This window comes from Candidatus Limnocylindrales bacterium (genome assembly GCA_035626395.1).
Taxonomy (GTDB): domain Bacteria; phylum Desulfobacterota; class Binatia; order UBA1149; family CAITLU01; genus DASPNH01.
In genome coordinates, this window is record DASPNR010000007.1 from 500,241 (window position 1) to 520,414 (window position 20,174).

Here is a 20,174-nt window from a genome sequence, read left to right on the forward strand (position 1 = left end):
TACCGCTATGTCACTCGTAACGAGGCGACGATAGCCGGCGTGCAGGCTTCATACGAGCGGCGGAACGCCGACGGCCGCCAGCATGACACCGACGGGGGCGGTCCTTCCGGTGAAGCGGCGAAATGCGATCGCGCCCTGGTGGACGAGCATGTGGCGCCCATCGATGACCGGCCGTCGGGCTTGGTGAGCGAGGCGCAGGAACGGCGTCAGCGTGCCGCCGTAGGCCAGGTCGAAATGCACGCAGCCGGCGCTCGTCTTCTCGGGGCGGTACGGCAGAAACGAGCCGCCGTGCAGGCCGACCGGCGTGCAGTTGATGACGAGGTGACGGCTGGCCAGGAAGTCGGCGTCGCCGAGAACCTCGAGCCCGGCCGCGCGCAGCCGCCGCCCGCTCTCGAAGTGACGGGCCAGCTTCCTGGCCTTGGCCACGGTGCGGTTGGCGAGCACGATCTCGGCGGCGTCATGCGCCAGCAGCGCATGCACGATCGCGCGAGCGCTTCCGCCGGCGCCGATGACGAGGGCGCGTTTGGCGCGTGAGCGGAAGTCGTGCGCGAGCAGTGCGCGGTGGAAGCCCTCGGCGTCGGTGTTGTCGCCGACGATATCGTCGCCCTCGCGATAGACCGTGTTGACCGCGCCGATGGCGCTGGCCGTGTCCGTGAGGCGATCGACCAGGCGGACGACGGCTTCCTTGTAAGGCACGGTGACGTTGAAGCCGACGATGCCGAGCGTCTTCATCGCGCGCACGGCGTCGCGAAGGCCGCGCGAGGAGGCGCGGAAGGGAACGTAGACGAAATCCAGTCCCAGCTCGGCGTAGGCCGCGTTGTGCATGCGCGGTGAAAGCGAGTGATCGACCGGATCGCCGAGGATGCCCACCACGCGCGTGGTGCCCTCGACGCTCGCACGAGCCGGCGCCGGCCGACGAGCCGGCGCCGCGCTGCTTCGCCGGCCGCGCATCGGTGCCTCTCAGGACAGCGCGGCGTGCGCGGCCGCAAGCCGCGCCACGGGCACGCGGTAGGGCGAGCACGAGACGTAGTCCAGGCCGATCTTGTGGCAGAAGATCACCGAGCGCGGATCGCCGCCGTGCTCGCCGCAGATGCCGAGCTTCAGGTCCGGCTTGACGCTGCGGCCCTTCTCGCTGGCGATCTTCATGAGCTCGCCGATGCCGGCCTGATCGATGCTGACGAACGGGTCCTCGTCGAGCACGCCCTGGTCGACGTACGCGGGCAGGAAGCGGCCGGAGTCGTCGCGCGAGAGGCCGAAGCCCATCTGCGTGAGGTCGTTGGTGCCGAAGGAGAAGAAGTCGGCCTGGCGGGCGATTTCGTCGGCCGTCAGCGCGGCGCGGGGAACCTCGATCATCGTGCCGACGGTGTAGGCGAGCTTCTTCTTCTTCTTGGCGAGCACGTCCTCGGCCGTGTCGATGACGAGCCTGCGCAGGCGCTCGAGCTCGCGCGGCGTGGCCACCAGCGGGATCATGATCTCGGGCAGCACCTTGACGCCCTTGCCGGCCACCTCGACGGCGGCCTCGATGATGGCGCGCGTCTGCATCGCGTAGATTTCCGGGTAGGTGATCGCGAGGCGGCAGCCGCGGTGACCGAGCATCGGGTTGAACTCGTGCAGGGCCTGCCCGGTCTGCTCAAGCTGCTTCTTGTCGAGTCCCGTCTTCTTGGCGAGCTCGGCATACTCGGCGTCGCTGTGCGGGAGGAACTCGTGCAGCGGCGGGTCGAGCAGGCGCACCGTCACCGGCAGCCCTTCCATGGCCTTGAAGATGCCGACGAAGTCCTTGCGCTGATACGGAAGCAGCTTGGCCAGCGCCTTCTCGCGCGCCTTCAGGTCGGCGGCCAGGATCATCTCGCGCACCGCGTCGATGCGGTCGCCCTCGAAGAACATGTGCTCGGTGCGGCAAAGGCCGATGCCTTCGGCGCCGAACTCGCGCGCGACCCTGGCGTCCTGCGGCGTGTCGGCGTTGGTGCGCACCTTGAGGCGGCGCGCCTTGTCCGCCCACTTCATCAGCTTGGCGAAATCGCCGGAGAGCTTGGCCTGGCTGGTGGGAACCTGGCCGACGTAGACCGAGCCGGTGCTGCCGTCCAGGGTGATCCAGTCGCCGGCCTTGACGGTCGTGTTGCCGGCGGTCATGCGCTCGGCGTTGTAGTCGATGCGAAGCGTCTCGCAGCCGACCACGCAGCACTTGCCCATGCCGCGGGCGACCACGGCGGCGTGCGAGGTGCGGCCGCCCTTGGCGGTAAGAATTCCTTCGGCGGCGTTCATGCCGCCGATGTCCTCGGGCGAGGTCTCGGTACGCACGAGGATGACCTTCTCGCCGTTCTTCTTGGCCTCCACCGCATCGTCGGCCGAGAACACGACCTTTCCGGCCGCCGCGCCCGGTGATGCACCGAGGCCCTTGGCCAGCAGCGTCTTGGCCGCCTTGGCATCGATGGTCGGGTGCAGGAGCTGATCGATCTGGTCCGGAGCCACGCGCAGGACCGCCGTGTTGGAGTCGATCAGGCCCTCCTTCTCCATCTCCACGGCTATGCGCACGGCCGCCGTGGCGGTGCGCTTGCCGTTGCGCGTCTGCAGCATCCACAGGCGCGAGTTCTCGATCGTAAACTCCATGTCCTGCATGTCGCGGTAGTGCTTCTCGAGCTTGGAGGCGAACCCGAGCAGCTCCTTGGTGGCCTTGGGCATGAGCTCCTCGAGGGACGGGAACTTCTGGCGCCGGTCCTTCTCGGAAACGCCGTTCTCCTTCGCCCATTGCTGCGAGGCGTGCTTGAGAGTCTGCTGCGGCGTGCGGATGCCGGCCACCACGTCCTCGCCCTGCGCGTTGACGAGGAACTCGCCGAAGAAGCGCTTCTCGCCCGTGCCGGGGTCGCGCGTGAAGGCCACGCCGGTGGCGCTGTCGTCGCCCATGTTGCCGAACACCATGGCCTGCACGTTGACGGCGGTGCCCCAGGACTCGGGGATGTTGTTGAGCTTGCGGTAGATGACCGCGCGCTCATTGAACCAGGAACGGAAGACCGCGCCGATGGCGCCCCAGAGCTGCTCCTGCGGATCGCTCGGGAAGGGCCGGCCGCAGCGCTTGCGCACGAGATCCTTGAATTCGGTGACCAGCTCGCGCAGGTCCGAGGCGCTCATGTCCGTGTCGAGCTCGATGCCGAGCTTGTGCTTCTTCTTCTCGATGATGGCCTCGAACGGATCGGCCTCCTTGGCCGACTCCGGCTTGAGGCCCATCACCACGTCGCCGTACATCTGGACGAAGCGGCGGTAGCTGTCCCAGGCGAAGCGCTCGTTGCCGGAGGCGGTGGCCAGCCCGACGACGGTCTTGTCGTTGAGGCCGAGGTTCAGCACCGTGTCCATCATGCCCGGCATCGAGGCGCGCGCGCCCGAGCGGACCGACACCAGCAGCGGATTGGCCGGATCGCCGAACTTCTTGCCCATCGCCTTCTCGAGGCGGGCCACCGCGTCGGCGACCTGCGACTCCAGCCCCTTGGGGTAGGTGCCCTTCTTGGGATCGTAGACGGCGCAGACTTCGGTCGTGATGGTGAAGCCGGGAGGCACCGGCAGGCCGAGGCCTGCCATCTCGGCCAGGTTGGCGCCCTTGCCGCCGAGCAGGTTCTTCATCGAGGCGTTGCCTTCGGTGGCCTTGTCGCCGAAGAAGTAGACCATCTTTTCGAGCGACGGCGATGCGGACCCGCCGCGCCGGACTGCGGCCGGCGCGCTCTTCTTCGCGGCGGAGTTCTTGCCGGTCTTCTGTGCCGTCCTGGCGGCGGGCTTGGATGTCTTGCTGCTCTTGCTGGTGCTGATGCGGTTCATGTCTGACGCTTCGTCCTCGAGGTTGCTGGTTTCCGAAAGAGCGCGCGGCGGCGCGAAGGCGCGGGGCTGCTGCGCTCAGGCTAGGGGAGCATGGCCGCCTGCCATCCTTCTCAAGCGGCCGGGCTCAAAGGCCCGGCCTGGATGGGCGGGGCCACTTTCTTTCGTACGATGTCGTAGAGGTCGTCGATGCGGACGCGGTCCTGGCTCATCGTGTCGCGGTCGCGCAGCGTGACGGTGCCGTCCTTGAGCGTGTCGTAGTCGACGGTTACGCCAAGGGGCGTGCCGATCTCGTCCTGGCGCCGGTAGCGGCGCCCGATCGAGCCGGCCTGATCGTAGGTGACCGCGAAGTGCGGGCGCAGCATCTCGACGATCTCCTGCGCCTTGGCGTCCATGCCGTCGCGCTTCATCAGCGGCAGGATGGCGACCTTGATGGGAGCCAGCGACGGGTGCAGGCGCAGCACGGCGCGGCGGTCGTTCTCCGGGCCGTCCTCGTCGTAGGAGTCGACGAGGAAGGCCAGCGTGGCGCGGTCGGCGCCGGCGCTCGGCTCGATGACGTAGGGAACGTAACGCTCCTTGGTCTGATCGTCGAAGAAGGAGAGGTCCTTGCCCGAATACTCGATGTGCTGCTTGAGATCGAAGTCGGTGCGGTTGGCGACGCCTTCGAGCTCCTGCCAGCCGATCGGGAATTCGTACTCGACGTCGCCGCAGCCCTTGGCGTAGTGCGCCAGCTCGTCGCTGGCGTGGCTGCGAAGGCGCAGGCGCTCGCTGCGGATTCCGTAGTTCTTGTACCACTGCAGGCGGCGCTCGCTCCAGTACTGGAACCACGCGTCGTCGGTGCCCGGCGGCACGAAGAACTCGAGCTCCATCTGCTCGAACTCGCGCGTGCGGAACAGGAAGTTGCCGGGAGTGATCTCGTTGCGAAAGCTCTTGCCCATCTGGGCGATGCCGAACGGCGGCTTCATGCGCGCGGAGTTCACCACGTTGACGAAGTTGACGAAGATGCCCTGCGCGGTCTCGGGCCTCATGAAGACGACGGCGGCCGAGTCCTCGACCGGCCCCATGAACGTCTTGAACATGAGATTGAAGCTGCGCGGCTCGGTCAGCTCGCCTTCGCACTGGCCCGGATGCAGGCTCGGCTTCTTGGGGCACGCGATCTGGCCGATGTGGTCGGCGCGGAAGCGGCCCTTGCAGAGCTTGCAGTCCACCATCGGGTCGGTGAAGTTCGCGACGTGGCCGCTGGCCTCCCACACGCGCGGATGCATGAGGATGGAACAATCCAGACCGACGATGTCGGGGCGCGTGGTGACGGTGTCGCGCCACCAGGCTTCCTTGACGTTGCGCTTGAGCTCGACGCCGAGGGGCCCGTAGTCGTAGCAGCTTCCCAGGCCGCCGTAGATCTCCGACGACTGGAAGACGAACCCCCGCCGCTTACAGAGGTTGACGATCTTCTCCATGGTGACGACGGAGGTCGTCGCGGCGGTCGAGGCGGGGTCGGACACTAGCGTTTTTCCTCGTGTTCCTTCTGCTGGCGTGCGAAGGAACCGCAGTCTGTAGCGCGGTGCGGCGATGCGTTCAACCGGTCGACTCGACTGCGCGCGGCGCGTGATCGTTCGATCGACATCGAGAGGCTGGAGACGGGCACCCACGCCACGGTCACGCTCGACGGAGCGATCCGCAGGCGACCTTCCGGTACGCGTGGAAAGAAGCTGCACCTGGCCTTCGAGAGTCAGCTGGGCCCGGCCGACGGAGCCAGCGCGCGCCGCGTCCTGCTCTACGGCGGCGCGGCCAGGGCCAGTCTGCGGCCCGCGCTGCCGTCAGGGACGGCTGCAGGCCGCCCCACCATGATTGTGTTGGAACACCTCGGTCGAACATTCCTCGGCAACGTAACGTGTCTCGACGCAGCGGCCCTCGGTGCCATCCTGCTGATCGCCGAACACGATGATCGTACGAAGCGGGGAGTAGCGCTCGGCGATACCATAGCGATCCGCCGCTGCGGTGACTTGCACGTCGGTTTGGCGCGGACCGGCCGTGCTGCGGTCGCGCAGGACCACCTTGCGTATTCCGCGGATCGGTGTGGCGGATCCGTCGCGATAGCGTATGACGCCGTTCTTGATCGTCCAGCCGCGGCGCTCCTGTGCCGAGAACAGGCCGGGTGGTAGTTGCGCGTCGACGAGCGCGCCACCGGGTGCACCTTCGATTCGTACGCGCAGGCCGTGCTCGAGCACTGGCAACGAGGCGAAGTCGGCGACGCCGTCGGGCAGAGTGAATCGCGAACGGATTCCTATGCGGTTGGATCGTCGCGGGTAGGCCTCCGACGCCATGGAATTGGAGACCGAGGTGCGGCTGACGGCGGCAGTGTCATCCGCCGATACGCACGGGTCGCAGCCGTCGACGACGAAGTCGCCGTCGAGATCGATGGAGTCGTCATGGCCCGTACATCGATCGCAAGCGACATCTTCGGAGCTGCAGTATTTGCGGAAGTAAAGCTCCATGACCGCGGGCCACGTGTCGGATGCGTAGATCGGCTCCTGCACGATCCGCAGCAACGCGGCGACGCTGCCCGCGGCGCTCATCGCCGCGTCCAACTCGACCATTCTGCCCGGACGGAAGCTGTCACGGAGCGGCACGGGGCTGCCTGTCGGCGTGCCCGTCATGGTGCGCGCAACCATTTCCATATCCTCGCTTCCGCTCGACCCGGGATCGATCGCGACCCAGGTCCCGTTGCGTGCCGTCGCCAGAAGCGGACCCTGGACCGCGACCGGCGCTGCCAGCGGCTCCAGTGATGGCTGATAGGTTGCCACGCTTTCAACCGCCGAGCCGCTGTTGGCCCATCCGACTGCCAGCGAGCCGTCGTCCGCCATCCCGATGTCCAGGATCGCCTGCACGCCCGATCCGAGCGTGCGCGTCACCACCGGCGCGTCCGCGGAATCGAACGCCGCGACTTTCGCCTCGTAGACTTCGCCCTGACGCTCGACCCACGCGGCCGTATAGGAGCCGTCGCCGGCAGAAGCGATCTCTGCGCCGTGACCGGTCATGCCCGGCGCGGTCGCGATGACGACCTCGCTGCCGAGAAGCGTGCCGCCCAGCGCGAAGCGGCGCGCGCGTATATCCAAGGACCCGTATGTCCACCACGACGCGATGAACTCGCCACTGCCGACATACGAAACATCGGAGGCGTGCTGATCGCCCGCCGCTATGGTGTTGATCTGGAACTCCTGACCCAGCGGAACGCCATTGGCATCGTAGGCCCGGGCAAAGACGCCGAAGCTGTCTCCGTCACGGCCCACTCCAGGAGGTGCCTCCGGCTCGACGTCATCGCGGCTCGCGATCAGTACGACCACTTCGCCGGTCTCCGTCGCGGCCAGGCCTGCAGGCGCCTGCCAGCCCCGCACGAATGTGTTGACCACCTCGGGTTGCCCCAGGGCTGAGCCATCTTCCGAAAGGTACCAAAGATAGGTATCCATGCTCGCTTCGGTGGAGTCCCTCAGCCTGCCGAAGCTGACGGCATAGCCGCCGTTCGGGAGTGCGACCATTTGAAGGGACTGAGGCGCGCTGAGCGTGGGCGACTGTTCGAGTGGTAGCTTTTGTTCCGGCATGCCCGCGAGCAGTTCCGCATGAGCGGCCGGCGCTATACAGGTGGCGACCATCAGGACAGGTGAGACGATCCATGTCGGCCGAAAATGGGTCATGCGCCGCATGGCCGCACATGTCCCTTCTGTTTCGCCTGAGTCAACTCACTCGCGGGAGAAGGACGTCTGCGCTGCCCGGACGGCGCGATTCAGGACCGGTCCAGCTCAAACCCGCAGCACGATCTTCCCGAAGTTCGCGTTCGACTCCATGCGGCGGTGCGCGGCCGGCGCCTCCGCCAGCGGCATCACCGAATCGATCACCGGCACGATGGCGCCCGCGGCAACGTGCGGAAGCACGCTCTTCTCGAATGCCCGCGTCGCCAGCGCCTTCTCTTCGAGCGGGCGCGAGCGCAGCAGCGTGCCGCGGATCTGAAGCCGCTTGTTGAGCAGCGGCCCGAGCGGCAGCTCGCCGCTGAAGCCGCCCATCAGCCCCACCACGACCATGCGGCCCTTCTCGGCCATCGCCTGGACATTGGCTGCAAGATAGGAAGCGCCGACGAAATCGACGACGACATCGACGCCGCGCCCGCCGGTCAGCTCGCGCGCACGCTCGGCGAACTGCTCCTCCTTGTAGTTGATCCCGGCATCGAGCCCCAGCGCTGCGGCCTGCGCCAGCTTCTCGGCCGAGCCGGCGGTGCCGATGACCGGTGTCGCGCCCATGGCCTTGGCCACCTGCACCACCGAGGTGCCGACGCCGGAACCGGCGGCGTGGACGAGCACCGACTCGCCGCACACGAGCCCGCATTGGGAGAGCGCATCGTGCGCCGTGATCAGAGCTTCGGGCAGCGCCGCGGCCTCCTCGTACGAGAGACAATCGGGGATGACGGAGACGAGCCGGAAATGCGTCGCGACCTTCTCCGCATAGCCGCCGCCGGCGAGGAGGCCCATGACGCGGTCACCGACGGCGATTCCCAGCACACGCTCGCCGGCCGCAAGGACTTCGCCGGCGAACTCGAGGCCCGGCACCTCGAACTGCGGCTTGGGGCCGGGCTGCGGGTAGAAGCCGCGTCGCTGCAGGATGTCGGCCCGGTTCAGCGCCGTCGCACGAACGGCGACGAGAACGTCTTCCGGGCCGATGGCCGGGTCGGGAATGTCGCGAAGGACGAGGACGTCCGGGTCGCCGTATTGGCCGATGACGATGGCTTTCATGCCGTCTCCTCTGATGTCGTGCCGCGCGCCGGGACGGCACGCCGCGGACTCATACAACGCTGCTGGGGCGGGACAACCCATCCCACCCCACTGGCTGTTGCCGGTGCGCGCAGCTAGCGTTCGATGTGCGGGGGAGCCCATGCTCGATCTGCGCCTGATCCCGATGTTCGTCATGGCTGCGACGGTGCCGGTGGCGGCGGCCATCGGCACAACGGCGTTCGCGCAGGAGTGCGCCCTTGCCGTCTCCGGGGAAGGGCCGCCCAAGGCGAGCGATGCGCTTGCCGTCCTCCGCGCCGCCGTCGGCAGCCTCGCGTGCCAGCTGTGCGTGTGCGATGTCGACCGCTCCGGCAACACCACCGCCTCCGACTCGCTCGCAACGCTGAAGGCTGCCGTCGGCCAGGACATACGGCTGCGCTGCGTTGCCTGCCCGGTCACCGAAACCATCGGCGTGGCCGGTGGAACGGTCACTTCGGCGGACGGGCGGTTCGAGATCCGAATTCCAAAGGACGGTGTCGGGGCCGACGTCGAAGTCACGGTGGCCGGCAAGGCCCTCTCGCGCCTCGGCGATGCGTTCGGCGACGTCTCCCTGACCGACGCCTACGAGGTGCTGCCGGAAGGCCTCCAGATCGTCCCTCCGGCCGCCGTCATCGTCCACGCCGACGCCACCCGGCAGGAGGACGGCAGCCTCGATGCACCGATCGAAGTGATCCTCGTGGAGGAACCGGACGCGTCGCTGCTTGCCGGCGGTGCAGCCGGCGTCGACGGCGTTCTTCCCCTGCTCGGCGATGCCACGGTCGACGTGGACGTCGAGCGGGTGCGGCGGCAGGCCGAGATCGTGCGCGCCGGCGAGGTCGGAATCGGCAGAGCCACTCGCGTCCGTCTGCGACTTCCCGCTTCCCCGCCGGTCGATCTGGCGCAGCCGGTCGAGGTCGGGTTCGGTGGTGCGACGGGCGTCGAAGAGCACTCCTACAGAGCGGTGTACGAAGACGAACTCGCCAACCATTTCCTGCCGATGGAGGGCGTTCCTCTGATGACGCCGCCGATCAGCGTCGGCACGAGCGGACACCTGCTTTCCATCGATTACATCTGCGATCGGGCCGGTCCCCACGATTATCTGGCCAAGGCCACGCTGGACGCCTTCGACGATGCGATCCTGCAGTTCTACACGCAGGAGGTTTTCCTGCAGGGAACGATCCGGTGCGTCGGCCCGGTCGCCCTGGCCACCGACTTTGCGTTCACCGACGGCTGCGCCGGCACGCTGCTTCCTTTTGGACCGGCCGGCAGCGGGGCCAAGATCGCGTGCACGGGCGGCGGCGTGAGCGACAACGGCGTGCGGGTCATGCTCCCGCAAGAGGACCCCGACACGTTCGCGGTTCCGCCGGTCGCCGAACTGATCACGGCCGGCGTCAAGGAGTCCGCTCCGACCTTCGACGTCGCAATCCTGCCCGCGCCCGGCGAGAGCCCGAACGATGCCGTGCTGGCGGTGGGCGCGACCGCGCAGCTCTGGCGCTACGATCCGCAGAGCGGGAACCTGCACGACGTCTTCCCGGTGCTCATGGGCAGCCACAACTTCGTCGACGTCTCGCATCCCGTGCAGGAGCAGGGCAGCGCCTCGGCCGTGATGATCGACGCGGCGACCAGCTCGTTCTTCCTGTTCGAATACGACGGCACCGCTTCGCCTGCGCCGCCGCAGTTGCTGCTCGGTGCGACGGCCTTCGACGACGCCGGCGTCGATGGCGGTCTGGCCACGGGGCGTATCCGTACTTCCAGCGGCCCCTTGATCGGATCGACGCTGGGCAACGGCCTCGACCCCGGCACCATCTTCTTCCATGACCTTGTCGATCCGCAGGCCAACGTCACGGTGATCGGCGAGGGCGGGCTAGATCCGCAGGTCATGGACTGCGCTGGCTCGCTGTGCGTGCAGACGAGCGCCGCCGACGACGCGATGACCGTCATCTCATGGCCGCAGAGCGGACTGCCGACCATCCTCGACACGGTATCCCTGAGCGATGATCCGGTAGGCGCCAAGGTCTTCGCGCTCGGCGGGACGCGCTACTTCGTCGTCACCGCCTCGCGCGGCGAGGACCTGCTCGACCTGACCGTGATCGACACCGCCGGCGACAAGCTCGTCGAATCGAGCAGTCAATCGGCGATGCCGCCCGACTGCCAGCAGCCGAGCACCGTCGGCTCGGTCGGCGCCGACTCGGTGGTGGTCAATTGCGCGGCAACCTCGACCTTCGCGTACTTCCCGGGGATCGTGCCGGCGCAGTAGGCCCGCGGGATCCTTACGTCATCACGGCTGCTTTCGCTGCGCGCTGCGCAGCGACGCCAGAAACGCGCGGGACCGCGGCGGCTTGCTGAGGTGAAGATCGACCAGCCGTTCCAGCAGCGCCGAGGCCAGGCGGCAGACCTCCGGCGGTGCCGCCTCCGGAACGCTTTGGGCCGCGCGCCGCACGTACTCCATCAAAGGTGCGTCGATGACGCGACGGCTCGGCCGGAAGCTCGCGTCCTCCGGATCGATGCCGAGCGACTCCGCCTCGTGCCGTGAGCAGATGACGCCGCTGCCGCGGCTGTCGAGAATCGGCCGCGAGTACTCGGTGACCGGCTCGGCGCAGATGCCGCACGAGCCGAAGTCGGGCGCCCAGCCGCTGCGTTCGAGCAGGCCGAGCACGTAGTGGTGCGCGAAGGGCTCGCAGGGGCCGCTGCCCAGGCGTCCGATGATGTCGCGATAGAAGTCGTACAGGTCGCGGCAGAGGTCGCGTTCGACCGTCATCAGCTCGGTCAGCTCGGTCAGATACGAGGCCCATGCGTAGCTGTCCAGGTCGGAAGCCATGGAGGCATTCGACCCCATGACACGGCTTTCGTGCAGGAAGGCCAGCGAGCCGTACGGCTTTCGCGCGATCCGCACGGACAGCTCCTGGAAAGGCTCGAGCGCCCCGCCTGCAAACCGCCGCACCGAGCGGCGCGCGCCCTTGGCGATGGCGGAGATCTTCCCGGCCTCGCGCGTTAGCAGCACGACGATGCGGTCGGACTCGCCGTAGTTGCGGGTCCGCAGCACGAAGGCGGTGGTGGTCAGCTCTTCCATGGGGCGCGCGCTGCGTTGACAGTCGCGAAGGACGATCTTAGCTTGCCCGAGTCGCAAGCGCCGCGCCTGCAACGTGAGCATGTGCTCCAGCGGCAGGCCTCCACAGGATCCCATGGCGGACGAAAGCGCAGAACCCAAGAACGGAGTGGAGATCGACGGCACCTCGCCGGGTGATGCCGCCAACGGCACCGAGGTCGAGGCCTCGCCCGACGATGCTCTGGCCGCCGCCAGGCAGGAGGCGGCCGACAACTACAACCGCTTCCTGCGCGCCAAGGCCGATCTCGACAACATCCAGAAGCGTCACCAGCGCGAGCTGGCCGACCGTGCGAAATTCGAGGGCGAGGCTCTGATCCGCGACCTGCTGCCGGTGGTGGACGATCTCGAGCGGGCGCTCGAGCACGCCGCCGCCTCCACAGGAGCCGATTCGACGCTGGCCGACGGAGTGGGGCTGGTTCTTCGCGGAATGCTCGGCGCGCTGCGGCGCCACGGGGTCGAGCGCCTTGAAGCCGAAGGCAAGCCTTTCGACCCCAATGAGCATGAGGCGGTCTCGATGGTGGAGACGGACGAGGCGCCGGCGGGGACCGTCATTGCCGTGCACCGTCCCGGCTACCGGATGAAGGATCGGCTTCTTCGCCCGGCCATGGTGTCCGTGGCCAAGGCGACGTCCGAGGACTCGTAGCCCGCTCCCATCCCCTCCCGGCGCGGCTCGCCCGCGCCGCTTCGCAAACGTCAGGAATGAAGCTCCGGCAGCGTGGCCGCACGTGCGGCGGGCGAGCGCTCTTGCGCTCGTGCGAATGCTCGGCTGCACGATTCGACCCCAGCCGCCCTTTTTCCCGGCGTCACCTTGCGCCATGAGGCCGGGTGCTTATCTACCGCTCCGGGCGTCGGCTTGCGGCGCCAAAATCTATGTTCCCCCGAGTAGTTCGGGGGCATTACCTGGAGAGGAATCATGGGCAAAGTCATCGGCATCGATCTCGGAACCACCAACTCCTGCGTGGCCGTTCTGGAAGCAGGATCCCCGGTGGTCATTCCCAATTCCGAGGGCGGTCGCACGACGCCTTCGGTCGTCGCCGTCACCGATGGCGGCGAGCGCCTGGTCGGCACCATCGCCAAGCGCCAGGCCATCACCAACCCCAAGAACACGATCTTCGCGGTCAAGCGCCTGATCGGGCGCCGCTTCGATGACGCCGAGGTGCAGAAGGCCAAGCAGCATCTGCCCTACGAGATCGTCAAATCCGACAACAACGCGGCGTACGTCAGGCTCGGCGGCAAGACCATGAGCCCGGCCGAAGTGTCGGCCATGATCCTGCAGAAGATGAAGAGCACCGCCGAGGACTATCTCGGCGAGACCGTAACGGACGCGGTCATCACGGTTCCGGCCTATTTCAACGACAGCCAGCGGCAGGCCACCAAGGATGCCGGCGCGGTGGCTGGCCTGAACGTCCTGCGCATCATCAACGAGCCGACTGCGGCGGCGCTGGCCTACGGTCTGGACAAGAAGGGCGAGCGGCGCATCGCCGTCTTCGACCTCGGCGGCGGCACTTTCGACATCTCGATCCTCGAGCTCGGCGAAGGCGTCTTCGAGGTGAAGGCCACCAACGGCGACACGTTCCTCGGCGGTGAGGACTTCGACCAGGTCATCATGGAGTATCTGGTCGCCGAGTTCCGCCGCGATCAGGGCATCGACCTGTCCAAGGACCGCATGGCGCTGTAGCGCCTGAAGGAAGCTGCCGAGAAGGCCAAGTGCGAGCTTTCGACGGCGATGGAGACCGACATCAACCTGCCGTTCATCACGGCCGACCAGAGCGGTCCCAAGCACCTGAACATCAAGCTGACGCGCTCGAAGCTCGAGGCGCTGTGCGCCAACCTGCTCGACCGTCTCGAGGGCCCCTGCCGCACGGCGCTGAAGGACGCGGGCATGCAGGCGGGCGACATCGGCGAGGTCGTGCTGGTCGGCGGCATGACGCGCATGCCTGCGGTGCAGGAGCGCGTGCGCAAGGTTTTCGGCAAGGAGCCGCACAAGGGCGTCAACCCCGACGAAGTCGTCGCCATCGGCGCGGCGATCCAGGGCGGCGTGCTGGCCGGTGAGGTCAAGGACGTCCTGCTGCTGGACGTCACTCCGCTCTCGCTCGGCATCGAGACGCTCGGCGGCGTCTTCACCAAGCTGATCGAGAAGAACACGACGATTCCGACGCAGAAGAGCCAGGTCTTCTCGACGGCCGACGACAACCAGCCGGCGGTGTCGATCAAGGTATTCCAGGGCGAGCGCGAGATTGCGGCGCACAACAAGCTGCTCGGGCAGTTCGACCTGACCGGCATTCCTCCGGCGCCGCGCGGCATGCCGCAGATCGAGGTCACCTTCGACATCGACGCCAACGGCATCATGCACGTGTCGGCGAAGGACAAGGGAACCGGCCGCGAGCAGCGCATCGAGATCAAGTCGGACAGCGGTCTGACCAAGGAAGAGATCGAGCGCATGATCCGCGACGCCGAGGCGCATGCGGCCGAGGACCACAAGCGCCGCGAGCAGGTGGATGCGCGCAACGAGCTCGACGGGCTGATCTACCGCGTCGAGAAGAACCTGGGCGAACTCGGCGACAGCGTCGACGAGTCGACCAAGAACGACGTGCGTACGGCGATCGAGAGCGCCAAGAAGCAGCTCGACGTCGAGGACGTGCAGGCGCTCAAGTCTGCCAAGGAAGACCTCGAGCGCACCGCGCACAAGCTGGCCGAAGCCATGTACAAGAAGGCGCAGGCCGAGCAGGCGGGCGCCGGTGGCGCACCGCATGATGGCGACGGCATGGGCGGCGGCATGGGTGGTTCCCAGAGTGGAGCCGGCGGCGCTGCCGGACGCGGCGGCGACGACGTGGTGGACGCCGACTTCGAGGAAGTGAAGCCCAACTGATTGAACGGCGGGCTCCGGTCACACGATCGGGGCCCGTCGTTTTTGAGCCGGGCGGTCCCGCCACGCACCGACAGGGACGGGTGTGAGAGCGGGACCAGGGATAGGAATGGGATCGGGTGCTGAATCGGCGAGTCTTCCACCCGCGGATTCAGAACCCGACTCCGAAGAAGCAGCGGGAGCGGTACGGTCTTGGCCAGGGACTACTACGAGATTCTGGGTGTCGCTCGCGATGCCTCCACCGACGACATCAAGAAGGCGTACCGCCAGTGTGCGCTGAAGTACCATCCCGACCGCAATCCGGACGACAAGGAAGAGGCCGAGCGCAGGTTCAAGGAAGCGAGCAAGGCCTACCAGGTCCTGTGCGATCCGGAGAAGCGCGCGCAGTACGACCGCTACGGTGAAGCCGCCTTCGAAGGCGGGGCCGGTGGCTTCGACTTCTCGTCCGCCTTCGCCAGCGGAGCATTCGAAGACGTCCTCGGCGACCTGTTCGGCGACTTCTTCGGCGGCGGGCGCCGCCGAAGCGGCGGCCGGTCGCGCGGCGACGATCTTCGCTACGATCTGGACATCACGTTCGAGGAAGCTGCGCGAGGCTGCGAGAAGCAGATCTCGATTCCCCGCACCATCACCTGCGACACGTGCTCGGGCAGCGGTGCCAAGCCCGGCACGTCACCGGAGACCTGCCCCGCCTGCCGTGGCGCAGGTCAGGTCCGTTTCCAGCAGGGGCTGTTCCACATCGCCAAGACGTGCGGGCAGTGCAACGGCGAAGGCAAGATCAATCGCACGCCGTGCCCGACCTGCCGCGGCCGCGGCCGCAACCGCACGATGCGCGAGATCAAGGTCAAGGTGCCGGCGGGCGTCGACACCGGCTCGCGCCTGAAGCTGCGCGGCGAGGGCGAGGCCGGCGTCCGCGGCGGCCCCTCCGGCGATCTCTATGTTCTGCTGACCGTGCGCCCGCATCCGCTGTTCCAGCGCGACGGCGCCAACATCGTCTGCCAGTGCCCGATCTCGATGGTCGATGCCGCCCTCGGCGCCGAGATCGAGGTGCCCACGCTGGACGGCATGGTGAAGCTCAAGATTCCCGCCGGCACCCAGCACGGCAAGATCTTCCGACTGGCCGGCAAGGGCGTGCCCGACCTTCGGCGCACCAACAGCAACGGCGATCAGTACGTGGTCGTGCAGGTCGAGATCCCGACCAAGCTCACCAAGAAGCAGAAGAAGCTGCTCGAGCAGATGCGCGAGGATGGCCCGGCCGAGGAGCACGAATCGCTGGTGACGCAGTTCGCCAACAAGGTGCGCGAGCTGATGAGCTGAAAAGCCGCGGCCGCCTTCGCGACTCCGCGCCCGCCGGATGCGAACTGCTTCGCAATCCGCTTCGTCTCCGTCGACGGAACCCGACGGGCCTCCCGCTCCTGGTGAGGCACTCTGCCGAGAGCGGGCGTGCGCCCGCGCGCTCGGGCGCTACTGCTGAAGAAGGCTTTCGATGGCCGCGCCGATCGCCGACGACGTCTGCGCCAGCGCCATGGTGGTGAACGCTGCAATGATGTCGCCGTGGCTGGACGTGTTCGAGCAGCCAGAATACGTGGCGCTTTCATCGAAGGCGACGTTGACCAGCGTGATGCTCCCGTCGTGTGCGAAAAAGAACTCATACTCGGAGAGATGATCGACCATTTCCCATTGGGCGGTGCACGGCGGGACGAACGGCGAATCGATCGGCACCGAAGACGAGAGGTCCGATCGCACGCTGACCCGCAGCTTTCCCTCGGCAAGCCAGGAAGCGTCCACGGAGTCTATCGACATGCTCACCGCACAACCCGGCGTGCACGCGCCGTCGTTGAGGTAGCAGAACTCGGAGCCGTTGATTTCCGCGCGCGGCACACAGTGCGGCTGCGCCGCCGCTTCCGCGACCTCAGCGGGCAGCAACGAGAAAACCTTCGCCTCCTCGATGCACCGCGACTGCCAGCACAACTCTTCTTCGGCGCAGCCCTGGTAGCTGGAGCAGATCGGAGCAGCACAGGGGCCGACCGCGATGCCGTCCCGACACACGAGCTTTGCGCCGGTGTCGCCTGCGATTGGCGAGTAGGTGCACGCGCCGGCGGGAAACTCCGTGCAATGTCGACTGGTGACATTGCCGTTGGTGACTTCGTAGTTGACGAGCACGCTGTCTGCAGGTGCACCCGCGCCGATAAGATCGAGCATCCGTTCGCCGAGCCCCTTGGCCTTCAGAGTCAGCAGCCTGCCGGGTTTCACGATGGCCAGGCTGGTCTGCGTCGGTGCGAGCGGCGCCTGGGGGTTGAGAAACTTGGCGACCGTCGCATCGTTGACCCGCCAGCCGGTAGCGCCCGGCGGCACCTCGAGCTGGCCGGCGGCAGCGGTGTAGTCGATCACCAGGCGAACGCCGATGCCGGCCGGATTCGTTGCCGAGCCCTTGGTGATCGACCGATCCTTCGCCTTGAAGAGAACGGCGGCGGTCCCCGAAGTCGCGCGCTTGTCGAGAACCACGAGCTTTTTCGCACGTACGGGAATGTCGGCCGCTTCGACGATCGGTGCAGAAAGAAGGAGGATGGCGAGCATCAGTCGTAGGATCATACGATAAGCCTCCGGCCGGCGAGCGGCGCAGCGAAAGGACGGCGGTAGGGCGACAGCCGCGGAGTTGCGGAGGTACGAAGGCGCCCGCAGCCGGATGCGCCGTCCAACCCAAGCCTAGCGTTCGTTTCCCCGCGCAGGTAGACCGTCCGCGGCGCCGGCAGCAGAGGGCGGCTTGCGGCCCGACGGGCGATCGGCGAAGGCCCTTGGCCGCACGCCTCGGGTTCATCGGGCAGACGATTTTCGCTAGGAGCCACGCGTGAACGTTTTCATTGCGGGCGGATCGGGAGCCATCGGCCGCTACCTCGTTCCGATGCTCGTCGCTGACGGCCATCGCGTCACGGCGATGACGCGCTCGGCGGCCAATGCCTCGCGGCTGCAGGCCGCGGGCGCCGATGCAGTCATCGGCGACGTGTTCGATGCGAGAGGACTGACCGAGCTGCTCTGCAGGTCGGAGCCCGAGATCGTCATCCATCAGCTTACTGCGTTCGGAGCCACGGATGCCGATCCGCTCGCGGAGACGATACGGATCCGAAAAGAGGGCACCCGCAATCTGGTCGCGGCTGCGACGGCGGCCAGGGCGCGGCGGCTCATCACCCAGAGCATCTCGTTCATCTGCAGGCCGGTCGGCGACGGGCTGACGGACGAGGACACGCCTCTTCACCTCGATTCCTCTGCAGCGATCCGCCCTCTGGCAGAGGCCGTCTCCGAGATGGAGCAGCGTACCCTACAGAGCGCGATGGAGGGCATCGTCCTGCGCTATGGATGGTTCTACGGTCCAGGAACCAACTACGACCCGAGCGACGCGATCCCGCGTGCCATCAAGAAAGGCAGGATGCCGATCGTCGGCGAGGGTAACGGCACCTATTCCTTCATCCATCTCCAGGACGCGGCGGCGGCGACGATGAAGGCCCTGACGGGCGCAGACGCCGGCATCTACAACATCGTCGATGATGCTCCGGCCAGGCTTCGCGACTGGTTGCCTGCCGTTGCGCGGATGCTCGGCGCTCCGGCACCGGCCGTGATGGACGAGGCGCTGGCGCGACAGAAGCTCGGCGACATGATGGTGTACGTCTTCAACGAGCAATCGGGCGCATCCAACCGTAAGGCGAGGAACACGCTGGAATGGGAGCCTTCGATTCCATCGTGGAACGTGGGTTTCCCGCGTATGTACGGCGCCGCCTGAGTCCGACAGCGGCCATTCACTGGCTCACGGCCAGCGTCCTGCTCGGCACTGGGGAGCGCCGCGCTTTCATGGATACGCCGGCATGACCCCGTCCTCATCGGACGCCTGGCCGGCCGGCGGCGCCGCCTCGCGGTCGCCGAACTGACCGTAGACGTCCGGGAGCACTTCGAGCCGCCCCTGCGCATCCACCTGCGCCGGGATGTAGACGAGGTGCACCGGCATGGGCCGAGGAAGCTTCACCTCTTCGGTCGCGCCCGAGTCGATGGCCGACTGCAGACGCTCGCGTGTCCATTGCGGATCGCCCTTCATCACATACTCGGCGAGCTCGAGGGGCTGCGCCACACGGATGCAGCCGTGGCTGAGCGCGCGCCACGATGACTCGAAGTGCCGCTTGGCCGGCGTGTCGTGCAGGTAGATGTCCTCATCGTTCGGCATCATGAACTTGATGCGGCCCAGCGGATTGCGCGGCCCCGGCTTCTGGCGAAGCTTGCCGTCCTCGGTCACCTCGATCCCTTCACGCTTGAAATAGCCGGGATCCTTCTTGCGCTTCGGCTTCAGTTCCGCGTCGGCGATCGTATCGGGGATGCGCCACTCCGGATTCAGGACCAGATACTCCAGGCTCTCCGACATCTGCGGCGTGGGCCAGTCCGGCTGGCCGACGACCACCGGCATCCGCATCACTTCGCGCTGCCCTTCATAGACTGCCAGCTCGAATGCTGGGATGTTGACCAGCACGTAGCTGCCTGTCAGCTCGCCCGCCTTCTCTCGCCATCGCTGCAGCGCCTGATCGATCGTCTTCAGCAGATCCTGCGGGCTTTCGTGGAGACGCTCCAGCGTTCTAGCGCCAACTTCGCCGTCTACCTTGAGGCGCCGCGATGCCTGAAAGCTGCGAACGGCGTCGACGAGCGCGCCTTCATATCTGCACTGGCCGGCTGCCGGCGCTGCCGCCGGCGGCTGCGCTGCGGCGGGTGCCGCATCGTCTGCGCCCTCGAAGCCTTCTGCGGCGAGACGCTGCCGTAGCGCGTCCAGCCGCGCGCAGTCGTACGACGAGCCCGGTGACATCGTCTCGCCGCCGGAAATGCGCGGCAGAGCGCTGCCGCTGTCAGCCATCTGCTGATAACGCTTCTGCGCCTCGAGCAGCTTCCCGTACTGCTCGTTCCCGGGCGGGCCCGCGCCGGCGGTCTGCGTCGCTGCCTGAGCTGCGGCATCCGCTGCGGGCGCACTGGCGGGCTGCGCCTGCGCGAGGCCTACGCAGCCGAGCACGAGCAGCGCGGCCGCGGCGACCTCGACGCGGCGGGTAAGCCCCATGGAGGCGCTGCGAGTCGTGAGTTCGGATGGGATAGCGATAGCTCGCTCGTCGGCATTCATGCCGTCAAGCGTAACCTCCGGATGTTCGGTGAGGTAGCGTGTTGCCTACCACCGCAGCCGCGCCATCGCTCACACGCCGAGCACGGCCGCTGCGATCCTGACGAGACCCCCGATGCTGACGACGAACGCGACTGTGCGCAGGTAAGGCACGCCGGCGATGTACAGAACCCCGTGGGCGATGCGTGCCCACAGGAAGATCGTTGCGCCGAGGAGCACGGGCACCTGCGGCGCCTGCGCGATCTGCGCCGCCAGCACCAGCGCCAGGAAGACCGGGAGGTTCTCGATCATGTTGCGGTGCGCCCGCAGCGCCCGCCCTCCCCACGCCGGCAGCTCGGGAACGTCATCCCGGTTGTAGAAGCCGATCTTGAGACCGCCGGCCATCATGAGAGCGATGGTGCCCGGAAAGGTGAGCAGCACGGTCCAGATCGCCAGATACACGATGATCGCCGAAAGAGTCATGGACGC

Annotated in this window: 13 protein-coding genes and 1 pseudogene; 5 read left to right on the top strand and 9 right to left on the bottom strand. The window is 67.3% G+C overall.

Features of this window, described 5'->3' with window-relative positions; genetic code table 11:
• Nucleotides 1–48: 48 nt before the first annotated feature.
• From aroE to VEC57_05600, 5 genes are all read right to left on the bottom strand, one after another.
• Nucleotides 49–951, bottom strand: a complete 903-nt coding sequence (gene aroE, locus VEC57_05580) for a shikimate dehydrogenase (protein ID HYB98589.1) — start codon at nucleotides 949–951, stop codon at nucleotides 49–51.
• A gap of 9 nt (nucleotides 952–960) precedes the next feature.
• Complete coding sequence (ppdK, locus tag VEC57_05585) at nucleotides 961–3,804, bottom strand: pyruvate, phosphate dikinase (protein ID HYB98590.1); 2,844 nt, start codon at nucleotides 3,802–3,804, stop codon at nucleotides 961–963.
• A 110-nt stretch (nucleotides 3,805–3,914) separates the two neighbouring features.
• Nucleotides 3,915–5,303, bottom strand: coding sequence for a glycine--tRNA ligase (locus tag VEC57_05590; GenBank protein HYB98591.1), 1,389 nt, complete (start codon nucleotides 5,301–5,303; stop codon nucleotides 3,915–3,917).
• Between the two features lie 315 nt (nucleotides 5,304–5,618).
• A complete protein-coding gene (locus VEC57_05595) occupies nucleotides 5,619–7,451 on the bottom strand; it encodes a hypothetical protein (protein HYB98592.1) in 1,833 nt (610 codons plus the stop codon).
• A gap of 147 nt (nucleotides 7,452–7,598) precedes the next feature.
• Nucleotides 7,599–8,582: an NAD(P)H-quinone oxidoreductase gene (locus VEC57_05600; protein HYB98593.1), complete on the bottom strand. Its 984-nt coding sequence runs from the start codon at nucleotides 8,580–8,582 to the stop codon at nucleotides 7,599–7,601.
• 139 nt (nucleotides 8,583–8,721) lie between these two features.
• Here VEC57_05600 and VEC57_05605 point away from each other — a divergent pair, with 139 nt between their 5' ends.
• The gene (locus VEC57_05605; GenBank protein HYB98594.1) at nucleotides 8,722–10,854 is read left to right on the top strand and encodes a hypothetical protein; all 2,133 of its coding nucleotides are present in this window, start codon (nucleotides 8,722–8,724) and stop codon (nucleotides 10,852–10,854) included.
• 21 nt (nucleotides 10,855–10,875) lie between these two features.
• Here VEC57_05605 and recO read toward each other — a convergent pair whose 3' ends face one another.
• The gene (gene recO, locus VEC57_05610; protein HYB98595.1) at nucleotides 10,876–11,667 is read right to left on the bottom strand and encodes a DNA repair protein RecO; all 792 of its coding nucleotides are present in this window, start codon (nucleotides 11,665–11,667) and stop codon (nucleotides 10,876–10,878) included.
• A 112-nt stretch (nucleotides 11,668–11,779) separates the two neighbouring features.
• Here recO and grpE point away from each other — a divergent pair, with 112 nt between their 5' ends.
• From grpE to dnaJ, 3 genes and pseudogenes are all read left to right on the top strand, one after another.
• Nucleotides 11,780–12,346 carry a nucleotide exchange factor GrpE gene (gene grpE / locus VEC57_05615; protein HYB98596.1) on the top strand — a complete coding sequence of 189 codons (567 nt, stop codon included), beginning with the start codon at nucleotides 11,780–11,782 and terminating at the stop codon, nucleotides 12,344–12,346.
• 270 nt (nucleotides 12,347–12,616) lie between these two features.
• A pseudogene (gene dnaK / locus VEC57_05620) lies at nucleotides 12,617–14,572 on the top strand (molecular chaperone DnaK).
• A gap of 189 nt (nucleotides 14,573–14,761) precedes the next feature.
• Nucleotides 14,762–15,883, top strand: a complete 1,122-nt coding sequence (gene dnaJ / locus VEC57_05625; GenBank protein ID HYB98597.1) for a molecular chaperone DnaJ — start codon at nucleotides 14,762–14,764, stop codon at nucleotides 15,881–15,883.
• A 147-nt stretch (nucleotides 15,884–16,030) separates the two neighbouring features.
• Here dnaJ and VEC57_05630 read toward each other — a convergent pair whose 3' ends face one another.
• Entirely contained in the window at nucleotides 16,031–17,143 is a 1,113-nt protein-coding gene (locus VEC57_05630) for a hypothetical protein (GenBank protein HYB98598.1), read from the bottom strand.
• 271 nt (nucleotides 17,144–17,414) lie between these two features.
• On the opposite strand from VEC57_05630, the gene VEC57_05635 reads away from it, so the two are divergent.
• Nucleotides 17,415–18,341, top strand: coding sequence for an NAD(P)-dependent oxidoreductase (locus VEC57_05635; protein ID HYB98599.1), 927 nt, complete (start codon nucleotides 17,415–17,417; stop codon nucleotides 18,339–18,341).
• A gap of 66 nt (nucleotides 18,342–18,407) precedes the next feature.
• On the opposite strand, the gene VEC57_05640 is transcribed toward VEC57_05635, so the two are convergent.
• Nucleotides 18,408–19,649, bottom strand: a complete 1,242-nt coding sequence (locus tag VEC57_05640) for a L,D-transpeptidase family protein (GenBank protein HYB98600.1) — start codon at nucleotides 19,647–19,649, stop codon at nucleotides 18,408–18,410.
• Between the two features lie 129 nt (nucleotides 19,650–19,778).
• Nucleotides 19,779–20,168: an MAPEG family protein gene (locus VEC57_05645; protein HYB98601.1), complete on the bottom strand. Its 390-nt coding sequence runs from the start codon at nucleotides 20,166–20,168 to the stop codon at nucleotides 19,779–19,781.
• Nucleotides 20,169–20,174: the final 6 nt, after the last annotated feature.